General features: G+C 64.5%; 15 protein-coding genes. 8 read left to right on the forward strand and 7 right to left on the reverse strand.

What is annotated here, in order from left to right:
* Positions 1-45: 45 nt before the first annotated feature.
* Positions 46-273 (reverse strand): hypothetical protein, encoded by a 228-nt coding sequence (locus ML401_RS09430; RefSeq protein WP_285811606.1) that lies wholly within the window; start codon positions 271-273, stop codon positions 46-48.
* A gap of 97 nt (positions 274-370) precedes the next feature.
* Positions 371-823: a hypothetical protein gene (locus ML401_RS09435; protein ID WP_285811608.1), complete on the reverse strand. Its 453-nt coding sequence runs from the start codon at positions 821-823 to the stop codon at positions 371-373.
* 160 nt (positions 824-983) lie between these two features.
* Here ML401_RS09435 and ML401_RS09440 point away from each other — a divergent pair, with 160 nt between their 5' ends.
* Both ML401_RS09440 and hpaD read left to right on the forward strand, forming a co-directional pair.
* On the forward strand, positions 984-1,256 hold the full coding sequence (locus ML401_RS09440; RefSeq protein ID WP_128916759.1) for a helix-turn-helix domain-containing protein: 273 nt from the start codon (positions 984-986) through the stop codon (positions 1,254-1,256).
* Positions 1,257-1,274: 18 nt separating this feature from the next.
* On the forward strand, positions 1,275-2,129 hold the full coding sequence (gene hpaD / locus ML401_RS09445) for a 3,4-dihydroxyphenylacetate 2,3-dioxygenase (protein ID WP_285811612.1): 855 nt from the start codon (positions 1,275-1,277) through the stop codon (positions 2,127-2,129).
* 10 nt (positions 2,130-2,139) lie between these two features.
* Here hpaD and ML401_RS09450 read toward each other — a convergent pair whose 3' ends face one another.
* Both ML401_RS09450 and ML401_RS09455 read right to left on the reverse strand, forming a co-directional pair.
* Positions 2,140-3,372, reverse strand: coding sequence for a PLP-dependent aminotransferase family protein (locus ML401_RS09450; protein WP_285811614.1), 1,233 nt, complete (start codon positions 3,370-3,372; stop codon positions 2,140-2,142).
* 90 nt (positions 3,373-3,462) lie between these two features.
* On the reverse strand, positions 3,463-3,990 hold the full coding sequence (locus tag ML401_RS09455; RefSeq protein ID WP_310473232.1) for a DUF3124 domain-containing protein: 528 nt from the start codon (positions 3,988-3,990) through the stop codon (positions 3,463-3,465).
* Between the two features lie 67 nt (positions 3,991-4,057).
* On the opposite strand from ML401_RS09455, the gene ML401_RS09460 reads away from it, so the two are divergent.
* The 4 genes from ML401_RS09460 (at position 4,058) to ML401_RS09475 (ending at position 9,464) form a co-directional block, all read left to right on the forward strand.
* Positions 4,058-5,788 carry a cation:proton antiporter gene (locus ML401_RS09460; RefSeq protein WP_194406735.1) on the forward strand — a complete coding sequence of 577 codons (1,731 nt, stop codon included), beginning with the start codon at positions 4,058-4,060 and terminating at the stop codon, positions 5,786-5,788.
* A gap of 172 nt (positions 5,789-5,960) precedes the next feature.
* On the forward strand, positions 5,961-7,037 hold the full coding sequence (ribB, locus tag ML401_RS09465) for a 3,4-dihydroxy-2-butanone-4-phosphate synthase (protein WP_285811617.1): 1,077 nt from the start codon (positions 5,961-5,963) through the stop codon (positions 7,035-7,037).
* Between the two features lie 130 nt (positions 7,038-7,167).
* Positions 7,168-8,382: an acyl-CoA dehydrogenase gene (locus ML401_RS09470; protein ID WP_194406737.1), complete on the forward strand. Its 1,215-nt coding sequence runs from the start codon at positions 7,168-7,170 to the stop codon at positions 8,380-8,382.
* Positions 8,383-8,546: 164 nt separating this feature from the next.
* A complete protein-coding gene (locus ML401_RS09475; protein WP_285811619.1) occupies positions 8,547-9,464 on the forward strand; it encodes an MBL fold metallo-hydrolase in 918 nt (305 codons plus the stop codon).
* A gap of 67 nt (positions 9,465-9,531) precedes the next feature.
* Here the strand turns inward: ML401_RS09475 and ML401_RS09480 are convergent, their stop codons facing one another.
* Positions 9,532-10,386 carry a DUF1499 domain-containing protein gene (locus ML401_RS09480; RefSeq protein WP_285811621.1) on the reverse strand — a complete coding sequence of 285 codons (855 nt, stop codon included), beginning with the start codon at positions 10,384-10,386 and terminating at the stop codon, positions 9,532-9,534.
* Between the two features lie 172 nt (positions 10,387-10,558).
* Positions 10,559-12,187: a fatty-acid--CoA ligase gene (locus tag ML401_RS09485; protein WP_212065468.1), complete on the reverse strand. Its 1,629-nt coding sequence runs from the start codon at positions 12,185-12,187 to the stop codon at positions 10,559-10,561.
* 64 nt (positions 12,188-12,251) lie between these two features.
* Between ML401_RS09485 and ML401_RS09490 the strand changes: the two genes are divergently transcribed.
* Complete coding sequence (locus tag ML401_RS09490) at positions 12,252-13,367, forward strand: extensin family protein (protein WP_285811623.1); 1,116 nt, start codon at positions 12,252-12,254, stop codon at positions 13,365-13,367.
* Positions 13,368-13,403: 36 nt separating this feature from the next.
* Here ML401_RS09490 and ML401_RS09495 read toward each other — a convergent pair whose 3' ends face one another.
* Positions 13,404-14,090, reverse strand: a complete 687-nt coding sequence (locus ML401_RS09495; RefSeq protein WP_194406742.1) for a L,D-transpeptidase — start codon at positions 14,088-14,090, stop codon at positions 13,404-13,406.
* A gap of 336 nt (positions 14,091-14,426) precedes the next feature.
* On the opposite strand from ML401_RS09495, the gene ML401_RS09500 reads away from it, so the two are divergent.
* On the forward strand, positions 14,427-15,404 hold the full coding sequence (locus ML401_RS09500; protein ID WP_194406743.1) for a magnesium transporter CorA family protein: 978 nt from the start codon (positions 14,427-14,429) through the stop codon (positions 15,402-15,404).
* Positions 15,405-15,425: the final 21 nt, after the last annotated feature.

Here is a 15,425-nt window from a genome sequence, read left to right on the forward strand (position 1 = left end):
CAAAGAAATGGCCCCGCGAGGGGCCATTTCCAAATGCGCTCTCAATTAATCCCAGTGGCGATGGCTGCGCTTGATCACGACGACCTTGTCGCGATGATGGCCGCGATGCCAGCCATAATCGCGATGGCCGCGGAATTCGGCGCGGGCGCCGTACGGGCCGTGATGATGGTGATAGCCGCCGCGCTTGATCACCACGGTCTCCGCGCTTGCCAGCGTCGGCGCCGCGATCACGAGTGCACCCAGGGCCGCAACCACATAACCAAGCTTCTTCATGATGTCCTCCTCGAAATTCGAATGCACATCTAAACCGCGCACTGATGCGAACGTTCCGGGAGAATCGCAGGAGAATTCTGAACAGCTGTTCAGGTAGCTAGTCGCAACGCTGCTGCGTCGGCGTGGGCGCGCCGGTGGCGACGTATTTGCCGTCCTTGATCGTATATTCGCCGCGCTCGCTGCGATTGTAGATCGCGCGCAGGCTGCCGTCCTTGAGGAGCAGCAGCCCGAATTCACGGGCCTGGTGCAGCGAGGGGAAGTACACCATCACATTGAGCAGGCCCTCGGCGTTGACCGTGGCCGACACCACCTCGTTCTCGTCCCTGGCCTCGCCGAAATTGCGCCGGTACATCACCCGGCCGTCCTTCCGGATCTCGTAGGTCAAGAGCGCGCGCTTGTCGCGGTCGGGCCGGGCCGCGCAGTCGACCGCCCATGAGCCGAGCAGGCCCCATTGCTCGACCGTCGCGGCCAGCGTCTCGGCGCTTGCAGTTGCGGTGACCGCCCCCCACAGCATCGCAGCCGCGATCCAGCGGCCCAAACCACGCGTCATGTCCTGAAAGAACCCCCGCCTCGAAGAATTCCAAAGTGTAGCATCCCGTCGGCTGCCGTCCATGGCGGCCGCCGATCGCTCGCGAATTTGATCCGCGTCAATGAGGCCGGACTTTTCCGGGGTAGGATGACGCTTCCCGAAGGCGAACCTGGATAGACCAATGCTGAATCAAGTCATGGATTTTGCGGGCGAAGTGCTGCCGGGGAGCTGTGCCGTGCCGCCTTATTCCGAGACCGAGTTTCTGACCGAGCTGGGCGATCGCCTGCGGTCCTCGCGCATGCGCTGCGACCTGTCGCGCCGCGAGCTGGCCCGCCGTTCCGGGATTTCCGAGCGCTATATCGCCCAGATCGAGGCCGGCAAGGGCAATGTCTCGATCGTCCTGCTGCTGCGCCTGGCCTCCGCAATCCACGGCAGTCAGCCGCAGGCGGCCTGACGCTTCGAGGGGACCGCCATGGGGCAGCTCGTACTCGCCGCCAAGGTCACCCACGTTCCATCATTGATGCTGTCGGAGCTATCAGGCAGCCCGCTCCGCGCCGCGCGCGAGCCGGCGGTCAGTTCCTTGCGCGAGCTGGGCCGCCGGGCGAAAGAGCGCGGCGTCACCTGCTTCGTGGTGTTCGACACCCACTGGCTCTCCAATTTCGGCTACCACATCAATGCCAATGCGCGGCATCGCGGCTCGTTCACGAGCCACGAAGCGCCGCAGATGATCCAGGATCTGCGCTACGATCTGCCGGGCGACACGGGCCTGGCGAAAGCCATCGCTGAGAGGGCTGGAGACGCAGGCCTCAACGTGATCGCCCATGAGGTGGTGAGCCTCGGGCTCGAATACGGCACCGTCGTGCCGATGCACTACCTGAACCCGGACGGCTTTGCGAAGGTCGTCTCGGTGGCCTCGCCGCTCTTCACCTCGTTCGAGGAGAGCCGGATCCTCGGTGAAGCGACCCGCCGCGCGATCGACGAATCCGGTGAGCGGGTCGCGATCCTCGCCAGCGGCTCGCTCTCGCATCGGCTCTGGCCGAACAAGAAGCTGGGCCCCGAGGCGTGGACCTCGGTCGCCAGCGAGTTCAACCGCCAGGTCGATCTGCGCGTGCTCGAGCTGTGGCAGAGCCGTCGCTACCACGAATTCCTCGATATGCTCCCGGACTACGCCACCAAGTGCAACGGCGAGGGCGGCATGGCCGACACCATCATGCTGTTCGCCGCGCTCGGCTGGTACGACTATCGCGGCGCCGCCGAACAGCTCTGCGACTACTTTCCCTCGTCCGGCTCCGGCCAGGTCAACGTGGAGTTTCACATCGAGGCGTGAGGCCGCGGCCTCAGGCCCGCTTCTCCACATTGGCGCTGCGGGCGGGCACGCCGAATTCCTTGCGGCAGACCTCGGCCAGCACGGCGACGCCCTCGCGGATCTGCTGATGCGAGGGACTTGCAAAGCAGAGCCGCAGCCGCGCGCTGGAATGGCTCTTGTTGGTCGACCATTCCGGGCCCGGATTGATCGAAACGCCGGCGGCGAGCGCGGCCTGATAGAGCTTCAACGTATCGACCTGATCCGGCAGCTTGACCCAGAGGAAGATGCCGCCCTTGGGCTCCTCGAACTCGGCGGCTGTGCCGAACTGCTCGTTCAGCGCTTCCATCAGCGTGTCGAGCTTGGTGCGCAGCGCCTTGGTCAAGGCCGGCACGTGGGTCGAAAAATGCGGCTTGCAATAGGTCGCCAGCACCATCTGCTCCAGCGCGCCGGAGCCCGCATCCGTCTTCAGCGCCAGCATCCGCGACATCACCTCCCAGGGCGCCACGATGAAGCCGACGCGCAGTGCCGGCGCGATCGATTTGGAGAACGAGCCGATATGGATGACGCCGCCGCTCTCGCTCATCGCGTGGATCGCCGGCGGACGCTGTCCCGACCAGACGAGGTCGGCATAGCAATCGTCCTCGAAGATTGGCACACCATACTCGGTCGCGAGCCGCACCAGCTCGGCGCGGCGGCTCTCGGGCATGATGCTGCCGGTCGGATTCTGCACCGTCGGAATGGTGTAGATGTATTTGGGCCGGATGCCGCGGCTCTTCAGATCGGCTAGCGTCGCGGCCAGCAGGTCCATGCGCATGCCGTCCTTGTCGAGGGGAACGCCGACGACGTTGACGCCGAGCCGCGCCAGGCGGGTCAGGGAGCCCTGATAGCTGTCCTGCTCGAAGATCACGGTGTCGCCGCGGGTCAGCAGCGTCGCGTTGACGAGGTCGAGCGCCTGCAGTGAGCCGGAGACGATCAGGAGATCGTCGATGGTGCAGGTGATGCCGGCATCGCGCTTGAGCTTGGTCACAAGGAATTCGCGCAGGGGCAGGTAACCCTGCGGGCCATGCGCCAGCCCGTAAGTGGCGAGCGACCGGCCCTCGCGCCGCAGCACCGTGTTGGCCGCTTCGACCAATTCGTCGAGCGGTACCTGTTCGGAATCGTTGTTGCCGCCGACGAAGCTGTATTTGGCAAGGCCCGTCCAGCGACCAGAAGGGGCCGGCAGCCCTGCCGGAAACAGGGGGGCGAAGTCGAAGCTGGACGTCATGGGGGCGTTCCTCGTTTTGTTCTTGTTGAGCAGCCGGCGTTGCACCGGGCGCCTTGTTGTTTCCGTCCGCTCCCCGGGGGGCGGGCGCGCTTACTTCTTGCCGGCCGTCCGGGTCGGACGGCCCTGGCTGATGAAAGCGTAATGTGCATTGGCGACGCCGCCAACCATCAGCGCCTCGACCACGGGCTCGGCGATCTCGCCTGTCGCGGCCCAGTCGACCAGGAAATTGGCCCCGGTCCCGCCGCGCACGTCGTCGGTCGGAATGAAGATCGAGATCGTCGCCAGAGGCTTCAGGGCGACCTGTCCCTTCAGGTAGGTCTCGACCTGCTTGCCTGCGGTGTCGAAATAGGCGATGCGTTTGACTACCAGTGCTTGCGTCTCGGAGGCGTTGTGAACACTCAAGGTCACCGAGAAGTCGACGCGCAGCTTGCCCTGGCTCATCGCCACGCTGGAATAGGCGGGCACGTAGAACCCGCCGGAGACGGCGAGTTCCTGGTTCGGCATCGCGGTAAGGGAATCGGCAAAGTTCTGTTCAATATTGACCTTGGATTGTGCGGCGGCGGGCACGGCAAAGGCGAGAGAGCATAGCAGCATTGCTGCGAACAACGCTTCTCGCATGTGACGAATTGCTCGCTTGCCGCGCCGCAACCCGCCTCTAGGGTGCGGCAAAACGGACCAATTTGGTATGCACGAGCTCATTCGCGACATCACTCTCTGTATTCTGTTTGCCTGGATGCTGGGCCTGCTCGCCCATTTCTCCCGGCAGCCGCTGATCCTGGCCTATCTTATCGCCGGCTTCTGCATAGGTCCATTCGGCACCGGCTGGGTCCACTCGCAGGAATCGATCGGCGTCATCTCCGAGCTCGGCCTGATCTTCATGCTGTTCATGATCGGGCTGGAGATCGACCTGAAGAAGATCGTGCGGGCGGGAAAGGTGATCCTGTTCGCGGCGGGCGGCCAGCTGCTCGGCGGCTGCCTGCTCGGGGTGTTGTTCTTCGTCGGCATCGGCCTGTCGCTCGGCGGCGGGCACTTCGATGCGGTCTATCTCTGCGTCGCCTGTGCGCTGTCGAGCACCGTGATCATCGTCAAGGTGCTCTACGAGAAGCGCGAGCTCGACACGCTGCCGGGGCGCATCACGCTCGGCGTGCTGGTGCTTCAGGACATCTTCGCCATCCTGTTCCTGGCGGTGCAGCCGAGTCTTGCCAATCTGCAGGCCAGCGTCATCCTGCTCTCGATCGGCCGCGTCGCGGTGCTGGTCGCCGCTGCGCTCCTGGTCAGCCGCTACGTGCTGCCGCGGCTGTTCCACCAGATCGCCCGGCGGCCCGAGCTGATCCTGCTCGGCGCGCTGGCCTGGTGCTTTCTCGTCGCCGAGACCGCTGAACGGCTGTCGCTGTCGCGCGAGATGGGCGCCCTGATCGCCGGCGTCTCGCTCTCGACCTTTCCCTACGCGCTCGACGTCACCGCCAAGGTCACCACGCTCCGCGACTTCTTCATCACCCTGTTCTTCGTCGCGCTCGGCATGACCATTCCCATCCCCGGCCTCTCCGTGATCGGACTGGCGCTGATGATCGCGGCTTTCACGGTGGTGAGCCGCATCGTCACCACCTTCACGCCGCTCTATCTGATGAAGCAGGGCCTGCGCGCCAGCCTGTTGCCGGCGCTGAATCTCGCGCAGATCTCCGAGTTCTCGCTGGTGGTGATCCAGACCGGCGTCAACGATCACCATATCGCAGCGCAGACAGCCAACGCCGCTTCCTTCGCCTTCGTGGTGCTGGCGGTGCTCTCGACCTTCGCGATGAGCCGCAGCGACGAGATCACCCGCTGGGCGATCGGCCCCCTGAAGCGGATCGGCCTTAGGGATCTCGACCATGGCAGCGGCCATGGCGAGGAGGGGCACGAGGGCGGCCACGGCGAGGCCCGCCGTATCGTCATCCTCGGCTTCTTCCGTGCGGCGAGCGCGCTGCTGGCCGAGATTGAACGGCAGGCGCCGGTGCTGCTCGAGCAGATCACGGTGGTCGACTTCAACCCCAATGTGTACCAGACCCTGCTTTCGCGCGGCCTGCACGTGATCTACGGCGATATCAGCAATGTCGATACGCTGCTCCATGCCGGCATCGGCAAGTCCGAGATGATCATCCTCAGCGTGCCGGATTCGCTGCTGAAGGGTGCCACCAACGAAAAACTGGTCCGCCACGTCCGCGCGCTCAATCCGACCGCCCTGATCGTCGCCACCGCCGACCTGCTGGCCGATGTCGGCGCGCTCTACGAGGCCGGCGCCAGCTACGTCACCGTGACCCGGCTCAGCGATGCGCACGAGCTGTTCACGGTCATCGAGGCGGCCCAGGCAGGCCTTCTCGCCGACAAGCGCGCCGAGCTCGATCAGCGTCTCGGCGAGCGCCGCGAAGTGTTGCCCTGAGGGCGGCCGGCCGCCTTCCGCTCCGGCTGTCTGCGCCCATATCCCTGGTATCTTCGGTGCAAGCCGGGCCCCGGATGGTCCGCCGCCCGGAATAAGCGGTTGCGTCCAGGACACTAGCGCCCCGCCCCAAGTCCGGCTAAGCCTCCCGCTCATAACCGATAGAGATTGGGACATGCCCGATAGCGTTCAGGAAGTTCTGCAAGCCTTTGCCCGGGGTGAGCTCGTGGTCGTCACCGACGACGAGGACCGCGAGGGCGAGGGCGATCTGATCGTCGCCGCCTCGCTCTGCACCGCCGAGAAGATGGCGTTCATCATCCGTCACACCTCCGGCATCGTCTGCGCGCCCGTGACCACCGAGGACGCTCGCCGCCTGCGGCTCGACCCGATGGTGGCCCATAACGATTCCGCGCACACCACCGCGTTCACGGTGTCGATCGACTACAAGCCCGATGGCGGCACCGGCATCTCCGCCGAGGAGCGCGCCTCCTGCTGCCGCGCGCTGGCCAATCCCAACGTCGGCGCCAACGATTTCGCCCGGCCCGGTCACATCTTCCCGCTGATCGCCAAGGACGGCGGCGTGCTCTTGCGCTCCGGCCATACGGAAGCCGCCGTCGATCTCTGCAAGCTTTCAGGGCTGCCGCCGGTCGGCGTCATCAGCGAGTTGATGAACGACGACGGCAGTGTGATGAAGGGCGAGCAGGTCGCCCGCTTCGCCGCCCAGCACAAGCTCAAGCACGTCACCATCGCGGACATGATCGCCTACCGCCAGGCGCGCGAGAAGCTGATCGAGCGGGTCTCGACCTTCATCACCGAAAGCCCGATCGGACCGTTGCAGGGCTATGCCTACCGCTCGCCGTTCGATTCCATCGCCCACGTCGCGTTCGTCTACAACGGCGTCGGTGACGGCAAGAACGTGCTGACGCGCTTCCACAAGCCGAACATCGTCAAGGACATTTTTACGGGCCACAAGCGCATGGCGGCGGTGCTCGAGCATTTCAAGAAATCGGGCCGTGGCGTGCTGGTCTATTTGCGCGATGGCGCGGCCGGCGTGCCGGTGTCGGCGTTGCCGGACGAGACCGCAACGGAGGCCGACCGCAACCGGCAGTGGCGCGAGGTCGGCGTCGGCGCGCAGATCCTGCGCGATCTCGGCGTCACCTCGATCCGGCATCTCACCTCCTCGGTGCACGACTACAAGGGCCTGTCGGGCTTCGGCATCGAGATCGTCGCCAACGAGCAGCTCGAGAGCTGACACGTCGTGTCGTTCCGGGATGGCGCTGAAAGCGCCCCGGAATGACGAAACCAGGATGCAATTGCACTTGTTGCCGCGGCGCTTTACTTTGTCGGGCAAATTTTGACGGAACCAGACGAAAGGACGTTTCATGAGCGTGCGCCCTCAGGCCAAGGACAAGCCGGCTGCGGCTTCATTCCAGTGGGACGATCCGTTCCTGCTCGACGAGCAACTGACCGAAGACGAGCGCATGGTGCGCGACACCGCCCGCGCCTACGCCCAGGACAAGCTGCTGCCGCGCGTCTCCAAGGCCTATCTCGAAGAGAAGACCGACCGCGAGATCTTCAACGAGATGGGCGAGCTCGGCCTGATCGGCATCACGCTGCCTGAGGAATATGGCTGCGCCAATGCGAGCTACGTGGCTTACGGCCTGGTCGCGCGCGAGATCGAGCGGGTCGATTCCGGCTACCGCTCGATGAACTCGGTGCAGTCCTCGCTGGTGATGTATCCGATCTACGCCTATGGCGACGAGAACCAGCGCAAGAAGTACCTGCCGAAGCTCGCCAGCGGCGAGTGGGTCGGCTGCTTCGGCCTGACCGAGCCGGACGCGGGCTCCGATCCGGCCGGCATGAAGACGCGTGCCGAAAAGGTCGCGGACGGCTATCGCCTCACCGGCAGCAAGATGTGGATCTCGAACGCGCCGATAGCCGACGTGTTCGTGGTCTGGGCCAAGTCGGCCGCGCACGACAACCAGATCCGCGGCTTCGTGCTGGAGAAGGGCATGAAGGGCCTCTCCGCCCCGAAGATCGGCGGCAAGCTGTCGCTTCGCGCCTCCATCACCGGCGAAGTCGTGATGGACGGCGTCGTGGTCCCCGAGGACGCGCTGCTGCCCAACGTCTCCGGCCTGAAGGGTCCGTTCGGCTGCCTCAACCGCGCCCGCTACGGCATCTCCTGGGGCGTGCTCGGCGCCGCCGAGGACTGCATGCATCGCGCCCGGCAATACACCCTGGACCGCAAGCAATTCGGCAAGCCGCTCGCCGCGACCCAGCTGGTGCAGAAGAAGCTCGCGGACATGCAGACCGAGATCGCGCTGGGCCTCCAGGGCTCGCTTCGCGTCGGCCGCCTGATGGACGAGGGCAAGTTCGCTCCCGAGATGATCTCGATCATGAAGCGCAACAATTGCGGCAAGGCCCTCGACATCGCCCGCGTCGCACGCGACATGCATGGCGGCAACGGCATCTCGATCGAGTACCACGTGATGCGCCACGTCCATAACCTCGAGACGGTCAACACCTATGAGGGCACCCACGACGTCCACGCCCTGATCCTCGGTCGTGCGATCACGGGCATTCAGGCGTTTTTCTGAGCTCGAGAGTCGAGGTAGGAAACTCTGACGTCATGGCCGGGCAAAGCGCGAAGCACGTCTTCGCGCTAGATGTCCCGGCCATCCACGTCTCAGGGCCACGCGAAGAAACGCGGATGCCCGGCACAAGGCCGGGCATGACGAAGTCAGCAAGGTATGAGCAAGCCATGTCCGACAATGACGACGTCCCGTTCAACCGCAATTTTCCGCTGAAGCCCGGCATCGTCGAGGAAGTCAGGCCCGGCGTGCGCCGCGTGCTCTGCAACAATCCGAGCCCGTTCACCTTCACCGGCACGGTCAGCTACATCGTCGGCCGGGGCAATGTCGCGATCATCGATCCCGGCCCGGACGACGCGGCACATGCGGCTGCGCTGCTCGATGCCATCAGCGGCGAGACGGTGAGCCACATCTTCGTCACCCACACCCATCGCGACCATTCGCCGAACACCGCGCGGATCAAGCAGGCGACGGGCGCGCCGGTCTATGCCGAAGGCCCGCACCGCGCCTCGCGCCCGCGTTTCGAGAGCGAGAAGCACAATTCGGAATCCGGCTCCGATCGGGATTTCGTGCCCGACATCAGGATCGCACATGGCGACGTCGTCGAAGGCGACGGCTGGCGGCTCGAGGCGGTGGCGACGCCGGGGCACACCGCCAATCATCTGGCTTTCGCCTGGCCGGAGCGAAAGTTCAACTTCGTCGGCGATCACGTGATGGGGTGGTCCACCTCGATCGTGGCACCGCCCGACGGCTCGATGATCGACTACATGGACTCGCTCGACCGGCTCGCCGCGCGCGAGGAGGACCTCTATTTCTCCGGCCACGGCCCGGAAATTCCCGACGGCCAGCGCTTCGTGCGCTTCCTGATCCGCCACCGCAAGGCGCGCGAGGCCTCGATCCTGCACCGCCTCGCCAAGGGCGAGACCGACATCCCGACCATGGTCCGCGCAATCTATATCGGCATCGATCCCCGGCTGACGACGGCCGCCGGCTATTCCGTGCTGGCGCATCTGGAAGATTTGGTCGCCCGCGGCGTAGTGGCGACGGATGGCGATCCCGTGATCGGCGGAACGTATCGGATGGCTTGAGGGCGAATGGCGAATAGGGAGTAGCGAATAAGGTGGCGTCCACTCGCTATTCGCCACTTCCCATTCGCTACTTCTTCACCGTCTTTGCCGGTGCCTTCGGCGGCGTCACCGGCGTCTTCTTCACCGGCTTGAGCGCGTCGGCATCGGCGGCGGTGTTGAGATCGTCGATGAATTTCTTGACGCGCGCGGCGTTGCTGCCGAGATCGCTGTCGAAATTGCGCGAGGCCGAGCGGATATCGACGCGGGAATCATCGCCGTCCGCCACGAACCTGATCGAAATGTCCTCGCGGAAACCCATGATCGGCGTCCGCGCCACCGCCTCGATGCGGCCGATGCGGCGCGGCGGCTGGGGTGCACGCTCATCGATGACGATCCATTTGCGCTTGTTGACGAGCTGGAGCGCGATCGCATAGGCGCGGTCGACGGAAATCTCGAGCTCGACGGGCTCGATGTCGGGATAGAAGTGGCGCTGCTGCTCCGCCGAATAGAGGCCGGCATAGACCGCGGTGTTGGTACCCTCGCCGGTGCGCAGGCGCGCTAAGGCCTCGAAACGCGGCGGGTCGATCGGGTCGGTGGTGATGTCGTAGATCGCCGGCAGCTTGCGATATTGCAAGGCCAGATAGGCGGGATAGGCGAGGATCGCTCCGTCGATCAGGAACGCGAGCAGGATGCGCGCCATGCCGCGCGAGCCGTTCTGCCAGATCGCGGCAAAGCCTAAGAGCCCGAACAGGATCGAGAGGCCCGCGATCGCGAGTCCGCCGAAGAAGGTCGCCAGCGCCGGCTTCGGCTCCAGGAAGTCGAAGCGGACGATGATGACCGACACCACCACCGCCACCACCGCGAACACGGCCAGATTGCGTGCCCAGCTCGCGAGGCTGGACACGGGCTCCGACTGATAGGGAGCGGAAAACCTGCGGGCCATCGAGTGAGCTCTGCCGGGGTTGGCGATGCCGGCCAGTGCGGCGCGACGATGCGCCGTTGAGACCACGGCGCGGGGGCAAATTCAAGGGAGACCGGACTGTTACGGCCCGGACGAACCGTCATTCCGGGTTCGATGCTTCGCATCGCCCCGGATTGACATTCGAACGATGGCCTTACGCCGCCGCGTTCGGGAAGCGATAATCCTTGAACTGGTCGCGTAGCGCCGTCTTCAGGATCTTGCCGGTGGCGGTGTGCGGAATACCTTCGACGAAGGCGACGTCGTCGGGCATCCACCATTTGGCGATCTTGCCGTCCATGTATTTCAGGATCTCCTCGCGCGTGGCCTGCTGGCCCTGCTTGAGCTGCACGATCAGAAGCGGCCGCTCGTCCCATTTGGGGTGGAACACGCCGATCACGGCGGCTTCCGCCACGGCGGGGTGACCGACCGCGAGGTTTTCGAGGTCGATCGAGGAGATCCATTCGCCGCCGGACTTGATCACGTCCTTGGAGCGGTCGGTGATCCGCATGTAGCCGTCCTCGTCGATGGTCGAGACGTCGCCGGTGTCGAAGAAGCCGTCCTCGTCGAGAATGTTGCTATCGACGCGGTAATAGGCCTTGGCGACGGCGGGGCCGGAGACCTTGAGGCGGCCGAAGGTCTTGCCGTCCCAGGGCAGCTCCTTGCCGGCATCGTCGGTGATCTTCATCTCGACCGCGAAGGGCGCATAGCCCTGCATCTGCAGCACGTCGAGCCGTGCATCGCCGGTGGCGTTCTGGAACGGCGGCTTCAGCGCCGCGACGCTGCCGATCGGGCTCATCTCGGTCATGCCCCAGGCGTGACGCACGTTCGAGCCCATGTCGAGGAAGGCCTTGATCATCGAGCGCGGCATCGCCGAGCCGCCGCAGATCACCATCTTCAGGTCCGGCAGCTTGAGATTATTGGCGGTCATGTGCTGGAGCAGCATCAGCCACACCGTCGGAACGCCGGCGGTGTGCGTCACCTTCTCGGTCGAGAGCAGCTCATAGACCGAGGCGCCGTCGAGCTTGGCGCCGGGCATGACCAGCTTGGTGCCCTGCGAAGGGGCCGAGAAGGCGATGCCCCAGCTGTTGGCATGGAACAGCGGAACCACCGGCAGCATTGTCTCGGACGCGCTCGTGCCGAGGGCGTCGACATTGTTGGCCATCAGCGCGTGCAGCACGTTGGAGCGATGCGAATACAGCACACCCTTGGGGTCGCCGGTCGTGCCGGAGGTGTAACACATCGCGGCTGCCGTGTTCTCGTCAAAGTCCTTCCATTTGAATTTGCCGTCCGCCTGCGCAATCCAGTCCTCGTAGGCGATCACGTTCTTCAGCGTGGTCTGCGGCATGTGCGCCTTGTCCGTGAGCACCACGTAGCGCTCCACGCTCGGCAGCTTGTCGGCGATCTTCTCCAGGATCGGAACGAAGGTGATGTCGGTCATCACGATGCGGTCCTGCGCATGGTTGATGATCCAGGCAATCTGCTCGGGGAAAAGGCGGGGATTGACGGTATGGCAGATGGCGCCGATTCCCATGATGCCGTACCACACCTCGAGATGGCGCCAGGTGTTCCAGGCGATCGTTGCGACACGGTCGCCGAGCTTGATGCCGTCGCGCTCCAGCATCTGCGAGACCTTCAGCGCGCGCTTGTGGATCTCGCCGTAAGTGGTGCGATGGATCGGTCCCTCGACCGAGCGTGTGACAACCTCCTGCTTGCCATGAATTTTGGCGGCGTGTTCGATGATCCGGTGGCAGAGCAGGGGCCAATCTTGCATCAAACCAAGCATTCCGACGTTCCTCCGAGAAGTCGCTGGGCGCGTTATCGCTCTCAGCGTTGGGCCAAAGATTGCCATGAGTTTTAGCCTGCCGGACTTTCGCCGCAAATGGTCTTGTCGCGGCTATATGTCCGCTGGCGCGGCAATGGTTACCGCTGCGCTGGGATTGTCACTGGTGCTCACCGAGAGGGCGGAGGCACGAAAATCGACATCCCCGCTGGATATCTTCGGTATCGCCGCACCCCGGCCGCGCCCGGCGGTCCATGCCGCCAAGATCCCGCTTCCGAGACCGCGCCCCGAGGAGGCGCCCAAGGCCTCGGATGGGGCTCCGCCAGATGCCGAGGGCAAGCCCGCTGCGGATAACAAGCCTTCTGCGGACAAGCCCGGCACCGACAAGCCTGCCGAGGCCGCGACGCCACCCCCAAAACCGGTCTCGGCCTGCCGTCTCGCGCTGACCGAGGAGATCGCGATCGCGCCCTCCATTCCGGATATCCGCGGCCCCGGCGCCTGCGGCGGCGAGGATCTGGTGCGGCTGGAGGCCGTCGTGCTGCCGGACAAGCGCAAGGTGGCGGTCAAGCCGGCGGCGATTCTTCGCTGCACCATGGCCTCCGCGCTCGCCGATTGGCTGCGCAAGGACATGGTGCCGCTGGCCACCAGCCTCGGCACGACCATTGGCGAACTCGACAATTTCGACAGCTTCGAGTGCCGCGGCCGCAACCGCGTTGCCGGCGCGATGCTGTCGGAGCACGGCAAGGCCAACGCCATCGACGTCCGCGCCATCAAGCTGGCCAACGGGCAGTCGATCGGCCTCACCGACCGCACCATGTCCCGCGACGTGCGCGAGCGCGTGCTGCACTCGGTCTGCACGCGGTTTTCCACCGTGCTCGGTCCGGGCTCGGACTGGTACCACGAGGACCACATCCATCTCGATTTGGCGCAGCGGCGCAACGACTACCGGATCTGCCAATGGAATGTCTGGGATCCATTGCCCCAGGTCGCCCCGCTGCTGCCGGCGGAGCGTCCCGAGGAGGCGCCGCCACGCGAGGTCGCCGCCAAGCCCGAGGTCAAGGAGAACGTCAAGGACGGAGCCGACGACGAGGCGGCCGAGAAGGCTCCCGCGCCTGCGGACAAGCCGGCGGCCGAGGGCAGCAAGTCCCGGCCGCACAAGCCGGCAACAAAAAAGCGCCGGTGAAACCGGCGCTTTTGATGTCAGGAGATCAGGGGGCGATCAGTAGCTGCCCGCTTGGCCGGTCTGGCTGCTGCCGAGCGCAAGCCGGGAATTGTAGGGCGAGTCGCCATGCTTGGGCTCGAGCACCACGACGAGGGTACCGACCTTGACGCGATCATAGAGATCGATCGCATCCTCGTTGGTCAGGCGGATGCAGCCCGAGGAGATCGAGGCGCCGATATATTCCGGCTGGTTGGTGCCGTGAATGCGGAACAGCGTGTCCTTGCCGCCCGAATAGAGGTACATCGCGCGGGAGCCCATCGGATTGTCCGGACCCGGCGCGACATAGGTCGGCACGCCCAGGCGCGAGATCTCGCCGGGGGTCGGATGCCAGGCCGGCCATTCGGTCTTGCTGCCCACCTTGGCAATGCCCGACCAAGCCATGGCTTCTTCGCCGACGGTGATGCCGTAGCGGATCGCCTTGCCGCCATCCAGCACGTAGTAGAGATAATGGTTGTCGGAATCGACCACGATCGAGCCCGGCGTTTCCTTGCGGTGGTATTCGACGATGGCGCGGCGGAACGGCTCGGCAACCGCGGTGTTTTCGTACCGGACCTTGGCGAGCAGTTCCTTGTCCTTCGGCTTGAAGGCCTTGGTGTCGGTCGCCTCGTAACGCGTGGCCTGCATACAGCCCGACAGCATCAGGCCAGCGGCCAAAATCGCAAATTTAACTTTCAGCGACGACATGGTTTGGTTCCAATCAAAACAATACCGTGCGGAACGCCTGAGCTTAACGCCCAAGTTCCTCGACTCCGTTTAATCCCATTATCGTTGAAATCTGCCACAATTCCAGCACTGAAGCCCTTTTCCCGCGCTGCGAGAGCCTACCTGTGGCTTTTCTGCCGCAAATTTTGCGGCCGCGTGGAGGTTTTGGGGCGGGGAACGCCGGACTGTCGATTCCGTGCCACAGTTGGGCCATGGCACCGCCACAAATGCAAACGCTTCCTTAATGCAGTTGTCATCGTGAACTGGCCAGAATCGCGCTAAGGGCTGTCATTCTGTCGCAGATCTTCGGAGTCGTGCATGTTTTCGGTGTTTGTTCCCTCCGAGTCCGCGTTGAAGAAGGTTGTCGTTGAGAATCTCGCCGCGTTGCCCGAAAGCGCGGTCTGGATCGATCTCGTCAATCCAACCGGGGCCGAGGACAAGGCGGTAGAGCGGCTCGCGGGTGTCGCCATTCCGACCCGGGAGGACATGCAGGAGATCGAGATCTCCAGCCGCCTCTATATCGAGAATGGCGCGCGCTACATGACCGCGACGCTGATGTGCCACTCCGATACCGACATGCCCAGGACCACGGCGGTGACCTTCATCCTCGCCGATCATCGCCTGGTCACGGTGCGCTACGACCAGCCCAAGCCGTTTGCCCTGGTCGAGGCCAAGTTCGCCCGCTCCTGCGCGCCGTCCATCACCGGCGAGGCCGTGCTGATGGAGCTGCTGGACGCCGTCATCGACCGCTGCGCCGACATCCTGGAGCGATGCGGCGCCGAGATCGACCAGGTCAGCCACGACATCTTCGAGCCCGAGAGCGAGCGCCACGGGCAGGCCAAGAGATATTCCCAGATACTGATCTCGATCGGCCGCAAGGGCGATTTGACCTCGAAGGTTCGCGAGAGCCTGGTCTCGATCGGCCGCGTCGTGACGTTCCTGTCCGCGGTGGTGGAGGGCGTGAAATGGTCAAAGGACATGCGCGAGCAGCTCAAGACCATGCAGCGTGACGTGGCATCACTGACCGACCACGCCTCCTATCTCTCCAACAAGATCACCTTCGTGCTCGACGCCATGCTCGGCGTCGTCAATCTCGAGCAGAACAACATCATCAAGCTGTTCTCGGTCATGGCAGTTGTCCTGATGCCGCCGACGCTGATCGCATCGATCTACGGCATGAACTTCAAGGTGATGCCGGAACTCGAATGGGTGCACGGCTATCCGATGGCGCTGGTGATGATGCTGATCGCGGCGATCGTCCCGTACTGGATCTTCAAGTTCAAGAAGTGGCTCTGAACGCGTCGCGCTCTCGGAAAA

The organism is Bradyrhizobium sp. 62B, from assembly GCF_030272265.2.
In the GTDB taxonomy this organism is placed as follows: domain Bacteria; phylum Pseudomonadota; class Alphaproteobacteria; order Rhizobiales; family Xanthobacteraceae; genus Bradyrhizobium.

What these genes read in the sequence shown, in the direction of transcription:
- ML401_RS09430 (WP_285811606.1), bottom strand. Translation starts at nt 273, where the DNA reads ATGAAGAAGCTTGGTTATGTGGTTGCGGCCCTGGGTGCACTCGTGATC.
- ML401_RS09435 (WP_285811608.1), bottom strand. Translation starts at nt 823, where the DNA reads ATGACGCGTGGTTTGGGCCGCTGGATCGCGGCTGCGATGCTGTGGGGG.
- ML401_RS09440 (WP_128916759.1), top strand. Translation starts at nt 984, where the DNA reads ATGCTGAATCAAGTCATGGATTTTGCGGGCGAAGTGCTGCCGGGGAGC.
- hpaD (WP_285811612.1), top strand. Translation starts at nt 1,275, where the DNA reads ATGGGGCAGCTCGTACTCGCCGCCAAGGTCACCCACGTTCCATCATTG.
- ML401_RS09450 (WP_285811614.1), bottom strand. Translation starts at nt 3,372, where the DNA reads ATGACGTCCAGCTTCGACTTCGCCCCCCTGTTTCCGGCAGGGCTGCCG.
- ML401_RS09455 (WP_310473232.1), bottom strand. Translation starts at nt 3,990, where the DNA reads ATGCGAGAAGCGTTGTTCGCAGCAATGCTGCTATGCTCTCTCGCCTTT.
- ML401_RS09460 (WP_194406735.1), top strand. Translation starts at nt 4,058, where the DNA reads ATGCACGAGCTCATTCGCGACATCACTCTCTGTATTCTGTTTGCCTGG.
- ribB (WP_285811617.1), top strand. Translation starts at nt 5,961, where the DNA reads ATGCCCGATAGCGTTCAGGAAGTTCTGCAAGCCTTTGCCCGGGGTGAG.
- ML401_RS09470 (WP_194406737.1), top strand. Translation starts at nt 7,168, where the DNA reads ATGAGCGTGCGCCCTCAGGCCAAGGACAAGCCGGCTGCGGCTTCATTC.
- ML401_RS09475 (WP_285811619.1), top strand. Translation starts at nt 8,547, where the DNA reads ATGTCCGACAATGACGACGTCCCGTTCAACCGCAATTTTCCGCTGAAG.
- ML401_RS09480 (WP_285811621.1), bottom strand. Translation starts at nt 10,386, where the DNA reads ATGGCCCGCAGGTTTTCCGCTCCCTATCAGTCGGAGCCCGTGTCCAGC.
- ML401_RS09485 (WP_212065468.1), bottom strand. Translation starts at nt 12,187, where the DNA reads ATGCTTGGTTTGATGCAAGATTGGCCCCTGCTCTGCCACCGGATCATC.
- ML401_RS09490 (WP_285811623.1), top strand. Translation starts at nt 12,252, where the DNA reads ATGAGTTTTAGCCTGCCGGACTTTCGCCGCAAATGGTCTTGTCGCGGC.
- ML401_RS09495 (WP_194406742.1), bottom strand. Translation starts at nt 14,090, where the DNA reads ATGTCGTCGCTGAAAGTTAAATTTGCGATTTTGGCCGCTGGCCTGATG.
- ML401_RS09500 (WP_194406743.1), top strand. Translation starts at nt 14,427, where the DNA reads ATGTTTTCGGTGTTTGTTCCCTCCGAGTCCGCGTTGAAGAAGGTTGTC.